Here is an 11,992-nt window from a genome sequence, read left to right as displayed (position 1 = left end):
AATATGTATATGGCCATAAAAGAAATTGTGGATGCAGCTAATAAAAGTCAAAAACCAATTTATAAATTAGCAATTGAACAGGAAATCGAACAAACTAAAACTTCTTATGAAGAAGTTTGGAGTGAAATGGAACGAAATTTAGCGACTATGCAAAATGCTATAAATAAAAGTATCGAGGGCGACGGTGTATTTTCTCCAACCGGTTTAACCGGAGGTGATGCAGTTAAAATTAAAAACTATCGAGAAAATAGGAAAACTCTTTCTGGAGATTTGATGGTGTTAGGGATTCAAAGTGCTATCGGCGTTAATGAAGTAAATGCTGCATTAGGAGCTATTTGTGCAACTCCAACAGCAGGTGCGAGTGGGACGATTCCGGGAGTCCTATTTAGTATTAAAGATACGTTGCAGTTAAGTCATGAAGATATGATACATTTTCTATTCACATCAGCGTTATTTGGAACGATAGTAGCAAACAACGCTTGTATTTCAGGAGCGTATGGAGGATGTCAAGCTGAAGTGGGCAGTGCCTCAGCTATGGCGGCTGCAGCTGCGGTAGAAGCTGCAGGTGGAACGCCACAGCAATCTTCTGAAGCTTTTTCGATTGCATTACAAAATTTACTTGGTTTAGTTTGTGATCCGGTCGCTGGTTTGGTAGAAATTCCTTGTGTAAAGAGAAACGCCATTGGAACGGCAAATGCTTTAGCAGCAGCGGACATCGCATTAGCCGGTGTAAACAATATCATCAATGCTGACGAAGTTATTGAAGCGATGTACAGAGTTGGAAGACAGATGCCTCGCGAATTAAGAGAGACAGGTTTAGGTGGAATTGCGGCTACACCTACAGGGATTGTCATTAAAAATAAAATATTTGGGGAGAAACAATCAAATCAATGAACAGTTAATGTCTATATTGTGAAAAAGTTAACAATCTATTCTCTATTGTTCGCTTAAGGATTTCTAGATATTGGGGGAATTATCAATAATATATCCTACTATATGATTGAAACATTTTGTAAGTGGTAACAAACTCGTCAGGTTGATGCTTCGTTAATTTTTTGATTTTGAACAACTTAAAAGAATGAAATACGATGTGGCGCAATTTATAAACAATTCATTTTTAAAGAACGGTCTATATTCCTATACCTTAAATAAAGACGTAAGAATAGGAAACAAGGAGGAATTATTATATGAATGAGAATACTGCAAAAAACATAGAATTTCAAGCTGATAATACTACAGGGAAAAATGAGAAATATCTAGACCCTAAAAAATGGCATAAACAAGATACTACATGGGCATTGAGTCTATTTGGAACAGCAATTGGAGCAGGAGTACTCTTCTTACCTATTAATGCAGGTTCAGGTGGTTTATTATCGTTGCTGTTAATTACCATACTTGCATATCCTGTTATGTATTACTCACATAGGGCGCTGGCTAAAATGATATACGCTTCGAATTCTGCCGAAGAGGGGATTACAGGTACAATAAGAGAGTATTTCGGAAATAAAGCAAGTATCATTTTTAACATCGTATATTTCGTCTCCATTTATACAATCGTGCTGATGTATTCGGTTGCACTTACAAATACTGCAAGTAGTTTTATTGTACACCAATTGCACATGCCGGAGCCTCCAAGGGCTATTTTATCACTTGTATTAGTACTCGGTCTTATCACTATACTAAATTTTGGTCAGGATATTACTGTAAAGATAATGAGCATGCTAGTATATCCTTTCATTGCTTCTCTACTTTTTATTGCAATATCTTTAATTCCACAATGGAATACTTCAATGCTAAGTTTTTCAAGTGTTTCTACTGCTTCAACTGGAACAGGATATTTTGGAATGATTTGGATGATACTACCAATCATAGTATTCTCGTTTAATCATTCTCCTATGATTTCGTCATTTGTTATGAAACAGAGGGCTACGTATGGAATAGACGCTACTGATGCCAAATGTGCTCAAATACAAAAAGTTTGTTATATCATGACATTCGTTGTTGTTATGTTCTTTGTGTGGAGCAGTACTTTAAGTTTGACTCCAGATGATCTTAAGGTAGCAAAAGAACAGAACTTGTCAATCCTATCATATCTTGCTAATGAGCTTAATTCACCAGTAATCACGATTGCGGCTCCGATTATTGCATTTGTGGCTATTACAAAGTCTTTCCTTGGCCATTATATAGGAGCGTATGAGGTAATGCGTGACATGATTATCAAGTCCGGTAAAAAACGTGGGAAAGATATAGGAGAGAAAACAGTTAAGACAATGATTCTTACTTTTGTTGTATTAACTTGCTGGTATGTTGCTTATACAAATCCAAGTATTCTTGGAATTATTGATGCACTTAGCGGTCCGTTAGTCGCTGCTATCTTATGTCTATTACCGATGTATGCGATTCGTAAAGTACCAGTACTAGCAAAATACAGAGGGAAAATGAGTAACGTATTTGTAATTGTTATAGGAATACTTACTGTTCTAGCAAGTATTAAGTCATTATTCTAATTCACTATTGTTAGTTCAGATGCAAAAATAGTAGGATATGAAAAGAGAATAAAAGACTTTTAGCGGAACTGAAGTATATATTGTTTAACCAGAGAGATTATGGTTTTGGACAAATTATTCACCTTGGATAGTTTGTCTTTTTTTGATTATATGAGGTTAAGCCCATACCCATCAAGTTAAAATATTGAAGTACGCCCATCGTCATCAAGCTAAAATTTTATAGTACCCCTAGAACAAGATTTTTTCTAATTTGTAACAAAAAAGCTCGTTTTTGTTTTGGAGTATTTCTGAATTCTTAGGTTGGTAGGTATACGTCAATATCTCATATAGTAAAAATAATGGCTCAAAAACGGCTTTTGTCGATTTAAAAGCCGAAAGGAATTATTAAATTTTATAAAAAAAGTAAGAATTACCAGGTTAATTGGTATTTCTTACTTTTTTTTACATGCATACTATTAATATCATAGCATTAAAAATTCTTGCACGGAGAGTGAGGTTTCTATATGCATTATGATGAAAATATAAGTTTAACAGGACGTATTGTGTCACCTGGTGAAGCACAATATGATTCGGCACGTCAATCGTTTAACACATTTTTTAATAGATTCCCTTTTGTTATAGTCTTTGCACAAAATACTCAAGACGTTGTGAATGCAGTACGATGGTCATTACATAATAACGTACCTATACGAGTACGTTCAGGAGGTCACAATTATGAAGGCTTGTCAGTTTTAGATGGTGTTATTGTAATTGATGTCAGTGAGATAAATCAAATAAAAATAGATCCAACATCAAAAACTGTTACAGTAGGAACTGGTTGTAAAAATCTCCAGTTAGCTGAGATTCTTGGGAAAGAAGGTTTAGCTATTCCTAATGGGGTTTGTCCTAAACCAGCTATCGCAGGAATAGCTTTAGGTGGCGGGCAAGGTATTCTTTCTAGACCATTAGGACTACTACTTGATCATGTAGTAGAAATAGAAATGGTTGATGCTAACGGCTGTGTATTGCAGGTTAATGATCAGGAGCATCCTAATTTATTCTGGGCTTTACGTGGTGGAGGCGGAAGTTTCGGTATTTGTACATCATTTCGCTTTCGTACTCAGGAAATTAAGACAGTTGGTTTTGCTGAAGTTAGTTGGGGACACCAGGATTTAAAAGCCGTTATACAGGAATGGCAAAAGTATACTCTACCTACTTCTGATAAACGCTTTACCCCTACATTATTATTGTCGTCAGAAAAGACAGCCCCCTTGTTGATGCATGGGATTTTCCATGGATCAGTTACAGACTTACAGAAATTGATACAACCACTTCTCCAAATTGGATCACCTATAAAAGTAGAAATAAAAGAACTGTCTTATTTAGAAGCTATAACGTTAATATCCAATCATCAGCCTGCAACTCCTTTTCCATTTAAAAGCGTAGCACCTTTTATGGACACTTTATTACCTGAAGAAGGTATTGCTACGATTCAACATTTTATAAATCAAGCTCCATCTAATTCTACTGTTTCCGTATTTTTTCAGGGCTTAGGTGGGACTGTTTCTGAAGTATTCGAGGAAACTACTGCTTATTTTTATCGAAAAGCCCTAGTGAATATGGTGCTATTTTCCACGTGGGACAAACCTGAGGGCGCAGCACAAGGGATTCGCTGGGTAGAAGATTTTCGTCACGCATTGATTCCTTTTACGAAAGGTGTCTACGTTAACACTCCAAATCTTTCAATGAAAGATTGGTCAGATTTATATTACGGTGAAAACTTCAAACGGTTGACTCAAGTGAAAGCTAAATACGATCCAGAAGATATTTTCAATTTTCCACAAAGCATTCCACCTGTACATAAAAAATAGAATTAATAATACATTTGTTTATTTGTAAAATTAGAAGGGAGTATGATGATTTATGAAAAAAATAGAAGTGAATCTCATTTAATCTTATTTATTTTATGGGAATTGTAAGATATACTAAAAGTAGGTGCAAAAATGCACTATTTGAAAAAGAGTGCAAGGCAAAAAGGAATCCGTAAAGGGTTCCTTTTTTTGTTTTTTAGAAAATGAAGCAACTTTCTAATTATCACTTTTTTGTATGCGTGAATGAACTTCCTTTTTATAAACATAAAAGGTATTTTTGGAAAATTGCCATATTCCTGTAACAAAACAAAGGTATGTTATGTGTGTAAAATATAAAGAGAAAGAAGGAAAAGTTGTGAAAAAAATTTTACCAATTGTTGCGTTGTTAGGCATGATGAGTTTTGGAGTACAGGAAATGAATGTAAAAGCTGATACCTATTACAAGAGCGATTCAAAAATTAGTTTTTGGGATTCGAAAAGGAAGGGTACTAATTTCATGAATAGTACGTCATTACCCGAGAACTATAAAAGTGCAAAAGAAGCTAATATTGAATATGTTCGTTTAGCACCTGATAAATGGGCAAAGGATAAAGATTTTTTATTTGAGGATAAACCGGATACCTCTGGAAAGGATTTTCTGATAGGTAGTGCAGATAACTATCAGGGATTAGTAAAGGAGGATCTAGAAAAATTAAAAGAGGATTTAGATGCCGCACAATCACAGGGAATGAAAGTTGTTCTTACAATGTTATCTTTGCCTGGTGATCGGTGGCGCCAATTTAATAATAACAAGAATGACGACAGAATATGGGAAGAAGAGAAGTATCAAGAACAAGCAAGTCAATTCTGGAAAGACTTAGCTTTGGAACTAAAAGATCATCCCGCAGTGGTTGGTTATAATATTATAAATGAACCACATCCAGAAACAGCTAAAAATAATAGATATAATGATTTTTGGACGGAAGATTACGAGAAATGGTATAAAAAAGTGAAAGGAACGACAGCGGATTTAAACAGATTCTATGAAAAGGTGATTAACTCTATTCGTGAAGTGGACAAAGAAACACCGGTTATTTTAGATTCAGGTTTATATGCTACTCCATGGGCTTTTAAATATTTAAACCCAGTAGAGGATAAAAAAACACTATACGCATTTCATATGTATGAACCATATGAATTAACGAGTCAAGGTGAAAAACAAAACAAGGAATATCAATATCCAGGACTAGTAAACGTAGGGGATTTAGAGAAACCTGTAATGTGGAATAAACAGGGATTAGAGAAATTTTTAAAGTCGATTGAACAATGGTCTAAGAAAAATCATGTACCATCTAATCGAATTATTGCAGAGGAATTTGGAATTAACCGTACTGTTCCAGGAGCTACTCAATACATGCAAGATCTTATTTCTATCTTCAATCAAAAAGGTTGGCATAAATCATTCTATGCATTTCGTGAAGATACATGGACAGGAATGAATTATGAATTAGGAACAGGAAAAATAAAATGGGACGAAGAGGGTAAACCGATACGTCAAGATAATTCACTCTGGGATGTGATAAAAAAAGATTTACAGGGGCATAAGTAGTTTGGAAAGTTTGGTTTAAGAACTAAATGTAAGCATTTAATTCAAATAGAGTTAGATGTTTTTGATATCAAAAAAGGCGGAGTCATATTAAAGATTCCGCCTTTCTTTTACATATAGAGTAGCAACCTGGTTTATTTACAAAAAACAACAAGATTCTTAGAGAATAGTTTAGAAAAAAGTTAAGGAAGTTTAAATAAATGTGGTTGCAATTATTTCAACCATTGAAGTTAAAAAATTTTTATGAATTTTTCGCTAGATTATAAGCTTTAAATGTTGAAATTTATTTACTTATTTCGCCGAATGAATACATTTATACAATTAGATGGAAGTTATGGGTGTTGAATCAAAACATAATAGTTTGTTATTGATGAGTTTATCGTAAAGTTGTTATTTAATGTGTCATCAAATAGTATTTGTATACAATGATAAATAAAGAAAAGGAGATTATTATGAGAAAAAATAGACTAAAAGATACAACATAGATAGCATGAATAGCTTGGGGTGTAAAAACATAAAAAACAAAAATCCTTAAGTGCATTAAGGAAAAATGGGGGAGTTAATATGGGGAATAATTCAAAACATAAAACTAGAAAAATACTTGCAGCCACGGCTACAGTAACTATGCTTGCAACTGGAATAATTTCTACAACAGATATCATTGCAGAGGAAACGCAGCAGCAAAATAAAATATCGACATCACTTCAAGATGAAAAGTCAGTTAAATCAGAAAACAGAACGTATACAGTTCCAGGAAAAGGGGATGTTGAGGTACTGAAACAACAGGAAAGAAAAAGTATGGCATTTAGTCCATATGAACCGACTGGTTTATATGCAAAGCCAAATGAACAAATAACGATTAATGTAGAAGGAAATCAAAATATTCAAGCATACATTGGAACGTATTCGTATGATGCTTCTTGGAGAGAAGATTCTAAAATAAAATCATTTACATTAAAACCAGGTATAAACACAATCCAATCGCCAAATGGAGGAATGATTTATTTTTACAATAAACAACAAGGTGGTACCATTCGAACAATGGTCACAACTGGTGGAACGACTACTCCTCTCTTTGAACTAGGCAAGCATACAAAACAAGATTTAATAGACATGCTGAACCAATATCCAAATGCACATGCAGTGGAGCTAAAAGGAGAACGTGTATTAATTACGGCCAGCCCTGCACGTGTTAAGAAATATTTGCTAGGTTCTAATACAGATCCTGTACAACTCTTAAAAAAGATGGATGAAGCTACCCGAATTCAAGACAAAGTAGCTGGATTATCCGAAGAACAAGCAGACAAGCATTATATTCATTACGTAGAAGAAAATCATTCACCAGATTATTATATGTATGCGACTTCTTATCGAACTGCATATGTAGGAGATGCAATTCAATACGTGTTAGATATTAATAAATTTATAAAAGATGGTTGGGGTCCTTGGCATGAGGCAGGGCATTTGAGACAGCAATCACCATGGAAGTTTTATAATATGACAGAAGTACAAAATAATATTTACAGCCTTTCTGTAGAAAAAGCATTTACATCTAATCAACCTTTTAGATTGCAACAAGAGGGTGCGTATACTAAGGCATTTCAATACTTAGAACAACCTAATAAAAATTATGACGAAGTTAGTGATGTTTTTGTTAAGCTTGTTATGCTTTGGCAACTACAATTAGCATATGGAGAAGACTTCTATCCTAAACTGCATCAATTGTATAGAGATATGCCTTCTAATGAACTTCCACAAACTGATGAAAATAAAAAACAATTATTTATGATTTCAGCATCAAAAGTAGCCAAACAAAATTTGATGCCTTTCTTTGAGAAGTGGGGATTACGTCCAAATAATGATACCATTCAAAAAGTGGCTGCATTAGGATATCCGATTTTAACAGCAGAGATTTGGAAGGGGACGGATTCTAATCCAATTAAACCAGATGTGCCTAATGCAAATAATATTTTAGAAGGAAGCCAGTTTGCATGGTCACTAAAAGGAATAAGTGATTTTGAGTTTGCTAAAATCAATTTCAATAAGTCGGCTGAAGAAATGCAAGTGGACTTAAAAGCAGGCGTACCGCATCATTATTTTAATGAAACATATGCGAGTATTAAAGTACAAAATGCATCAGGCAAAGTAGTATACAATAAAGACATTTATGGAAACAAACAACAAAATGCTGAATCGCAAAAAGTTCCAGTTAAAGTAGGAGATTATATTGAGTTAACACATCTAGAAGGTGTGCATAGAGCTACTTTAACAAATGTAGATAATAGTAAACAAGAAAGCTTTGGAAAAAAAGCAATGTACGAAGTTACAAAAGAAGGCCTGAAAAAAGTAGAAAAAATGCCAGAAGCAACAATTTTAGATGGAAATCAATTTGCATGGTCACTAAAAGGAATAAGTGATTTTGAGTTTGCTAAAATCAATTTCAATAAGTCGGCTGAAGAAATGCAAGTGGACTTAAAAGTAGGCGTACCGCATCATTATTTTAATGAAACATATGCGAGTATTAAAGTGCAAAATGCATCAGGCAAAGTAGTATACAATAAAGATATTTATGGAAATAAACAACAAAATGCTGAATCGCAAAAAGTTCCAGTTAAAGTAGGAGATTATATTGAGTTAACACATCTAGAAGGTGTGCATAGAGCTACTTTAACAAATGTAGATAATAGTAAACAAGAAAGCTTTGGAAAAAAAGCAATGTACGAAATTACAAAAGAAGGTCTGAAGAAAGTAGAAAAAATGCCAAAAACAACGGTTTTAGATGGAAATCAATTTAGTTGGTCTTTAAAAGGATATAGTGATAGAGAAATTGCAAAAGTAAATTATAATAGGGTAACAGAGAAAATGCAGGTGAATTTAGAAGCAGGCGTACCACATTCTTATTTTAATAATACGTATGCGAGTATCAAAGTACAGAATTCATCCGGTAGTGTTGTGTACAATAAGGAAATAGTGGGAAATAGACAGCAAACTGCTGAAAGCCAAACTGTGCCAGTCAAAGTGGGAGATTATATTGAGTTTACCCATATAGAAGGGGAAGCAGTGAATGAAAAGGCTCGGGCTACACTTACTAACCTTGAGAATAATAAACAAGAATATATAGGCAAAAAAAGAATCTATCAAGTTACTTCAACGGGATTAAACAAAATAGATTAACATGAAAAATATTCAAATTATTAGTTAGATGCTTAATAGCCGTTCATTATGAACGGTTATTTGGCTATTATTTAAAATAAAGTGAAATTAATTTTAAAAATATGTTTGAGGACCGAGTGGTGTTTAGATGCTATAGATTTGAGAAAAAAGAAACAGAATAATAAGGTATTTGTTGATAAAGACTCTCTTTAGTTACAATATTTTACATATTCGGTATGGTGTATATGAGTGCTATATATTAAGGGGGGAATGGGAATGAAGAGGTTCATAACTCATGCAAATGGTAATAATATCTTTAAAAAGTTAGTTTTAATGGTGTTGCCAATAGTTTTAATGATAATGATGATAACCCCATCAAATGATGCATTGGCAGCCAACCAATCAAATGTAAGTTCACTAAAAGGTGTGAATCTATTTAATGGAAGCTGGACTGTTGCTATACAAGCTGCAAATTTATAATATGTGTCTGCTGAGCCATCGGGCAATATAGTAGCAAATCGTAATGCAGTTAATGAATGGGAGAAATTCGAATTAATTCCGACTGGGGAATTATATACGTTTGCTTTAAAAGCGAAAAGTAATGGAAAATACGTTTCGTTTGAGCCAAATGGTAGAGTAGTAGCAGATCGTACATCAATTGGGGCATGGGAAAAATTTATCTTATATAATGGTGGAGACAATAGGATATATGTATTACAAGCGTTAAGTAATGGTAGATTTATATCAGCAAATGGTGGTAGAGAATTAACTGCTAATAGTTATGTAGCTGGAAGTTGGGAAAGATTTGTTATTGTGTATTTCTAAATTCTGAAGTGTTTTATATATAAATAATAATGAATGGTTTAGTTCATATGCATGCTAAATAAAGATTTAAGTACTTAATACAAGTGTATATTAAGGTGTAAAAAGGATTGCAAGTAATTGTCAGTCCTTTTTGTATGTTAAATAAGTAATTATTGAGGATGTAATGAGAAGAAAAAGAACCCTATTGGGTTCTTTTTCAAGGCATATTAACAGTAAGGAGAATCATGAAATGCTACTTCAAATCTTTATTAGGGGAAAGATTTTGAAAAAGCTTAACATACATCTATTTTTACATAAATGTAAGATATAGTAAATTGATAATCTTTATACTTACTATTATTAATATTCAATTAAGATAGTTAACACTATGTATATAGTGTTAACTGATGTTTAGTGTAGTATACATCTAGAAATCTAGTATTAGATTACAATTGTCAAAAAAGCTAATAGATTTATCGTTTCAAATTCTAACTAACATTTAAACGATTTTAATTGAAATGGGGTGTGTATTAACTCTTATAAGCCGAAAGTAAATAAAGACCCTGTAAAAGATACAGGGCCGGATACAGGGTTAAGGGAACGCATAGTTTCTTAAAAACATAATAGCATATATTTTTTGTATAGCTATATGAGGATTTTGACAAAATTAAGAACAAGACAGAAGATCTTTGAGAAAGCAAATATAGTGGTGGAAATATGATTTGGAAGTGAACAATTTACATGTTGATATAGACGGAAAATCTTGAGCACCATGATCAAATTGTCTTTAAATAAGAGGTTTAGGTTAGTGAAATAGTTGAATCTTCCTGAAAAAGAAAAATGTTTTTTAAATTAAAAGAAGAAAAGACACCTTTTGAGTGTCTTTTCTTTTGGGGTACAGCTCACATATTGCTGAATTAGATATGAAACCATAATTCAAATATGAAATAAACAACTTAAGAAATTTTAACATAATCTGAACTGAAAAAAATATGTAATAGTGCATCTTTAGTTTTCAATTGTTGTATTGGATATAGAACAGCAATATAAATAAAAGGGCATGCAGTCGTATCTACCGCCCTTTTTAGGAGGAATTCAAGACACCCAATAGAACACGTATTGGTAAAAAGGCTCAAAAATAGTGTATGTAAAAAGAAATAGTCCTATACCAAAAGTTGAGCTATATCTTTTTTACTGATTCAAAAATCAAATACCGTTCTTTTCAAAAGCAGTACAGCAAGCATATGGTTTGGAATGGAATCAGAAAAAGTATACATGAAAATGGCAGACAACAATTTTGTCGCCTGCCAGTGCCAATGGACTGAATGAGTTAGTCAATTACTATAAATTTACTATCCCATTACCAGAAGAGTGAAGCCGCTAGTTCAAACGGCTTAACCCTAGTTTGCCTAAGAAAGAAAAAATTATGAGTGGAAATTTTGTTTGCTCTATATGAAAAGATAATTAGATATTCATCAGACAAGGATAATACAGCATACCTTGAATAGGGTGTAGGAACGAATTAAGAAAAAGAATGTGATTAAGGAAGGGACTGAATCAGCAGTGGGAATTTCAGACAGGATTTGGGGAGCCGTGGTTGCCTTGGGCATTGCGACTAATATCGTTGCTTGTATAATGGCAGTATACATTCAAAAATATGAGTTAATGATAAACTACCTTACAAATACTTTATTTTTAATAATTATAGCGATAACGTATATTAAGATGAAAATTAATAAGTTGGTGGCGTTAGGATTTACGTTAGTTGTAATGGAAAAAGGTATTAAGGCAGGTTATGACTTCTACACACATAATTACTATGGCGTCAGTTGGAGTTTAGCTATCATTATCTATTGCATATACGAGATGAAAAATTATTATGTTGAAACAAATAAATAGCCGCAAAAAATAAAGGTTAGTAGGAGAAATTCTTGTTAAAGTATACAATTTTTTTAAACAACGATATTCCGGTCCTGTTTTTTACTTCAACAGCAAAAAAAAAGACGCCATAAGGCGCCCAAAAATTGGGTAAACGAGTTTTTAGTTTTCCAATCTAAAGAAATTATGTATCAGCTCACAATGAGAGCATATCA

The 11,992-nt window shown here is 33.3% G+C and carries 6 protein-coding genes and 1 pseudogene; all 7 read left to right on the top strand.

Annotated features, from left to right (window positions below; genetic code table 11):
* Positions 1–3 precede the first annotated feature (3 nt).
* The 7 genes and pseudogenes from sdaAA to AAG068_RS16130 all read left to right on the top strand — a co-directional run bounded on the left by sdaAA (position 4) and on the right by AAG068_RS16130 (position 11,798).
* Positions 4–894, top strand: coding sequence for an L-serine ammonia-lyase, iron-sulfur-dependent, subunit alpha (sdaAA, locus tag AAG068_RS16160; RefSeq protein ID WP_342714962.1), 891 nt, complete (start codon positions 4–6; stop codon positions 892–894).
* Between the two features lie 293 nt (positions 895–1,187).
* Complete coding sequence (locus AAG068_RS16155; protein WP_342714961.1) at positions 1,188–2,507, top strand: aromatic amino acid transport family protein; 1,320 nt, start codon at positions 1,188–1,190, stop codon at positions 2,505–2,507.
* A 503-nt stretch (positions 2,508–3,010) separates the two neighbouring features.
* The gene (locus AAG068_RS16150) at positions 3,011–4,357 is read left to right on the top strand and encodes an FAD-binding oxidoreductase (protein ID WP_342714960.1); all 1,347 of its coding nucleotides are present in this window, start codon (positions 3,011–3,013) and stop codon (positions 4,355–4,357) included.
* A 319-nt stretch (positions 4,358–4,676) separates the two neighbouring features.
* Complete coding sequence (locus tag AAG068_RS16145; RefSeq protein ID WP_342714959.1) at positions 4,677–5,945, top strand: glycoside hydrolase family 5 protein; 1,269 nt, start codon at positions 4,677–4,679, stop codon at positions 5,943–5,945.
* A gap of 561 nt (positions 5,946–6,506) precedes the next feature.
* The gene (locus tag AAG068_RS16140) at positions 6,507–9,116 is read left to right on the top strand and encodes a putative mucin/carbohydrate-binding domain-containing protein (protein ID WP_342714958.1); all 2,610 of its coding nucleotides are present in this window, start codon (positions 6,507–6,509) and stop codon (positions 9,114–9,116) included.
* A 255-nt stretch (positions 9,117–9,371) separates the two neighbouring features.
* Positions 9,372–9,920, top strand: a pseudogene (locus tag AAG068_RS16135) (fascin domain-containing protein).
* Between the two features lie 1,542 nt (positions 9,921–11,462).
* Positions 11,463–11,798 carry a hypothetical protein gene (locus tag AAG068_RS16130; RefSeq protein WP_342714957.1) on the top strand — a complete coding sequence of 112 codons (336 nt, stop codon included), beginning with the start codon at positions 11,463–11,465 and terminating at the stop codon, positions 11,796–11,798.
* Positions 11,799–11,992 lie beyond the last annotated feature (194 nt).

This window comes from Bacillus paramycoides, assembly GCF_038971285.1.
Lineage (GTDB): Bacteria > Bacillota > Bacilli > Bacillales > Bacillaceae_G > Bacillus_A.
This window is presented reverse-complemented; position numbering and strand designations above follow the sequence as displayed.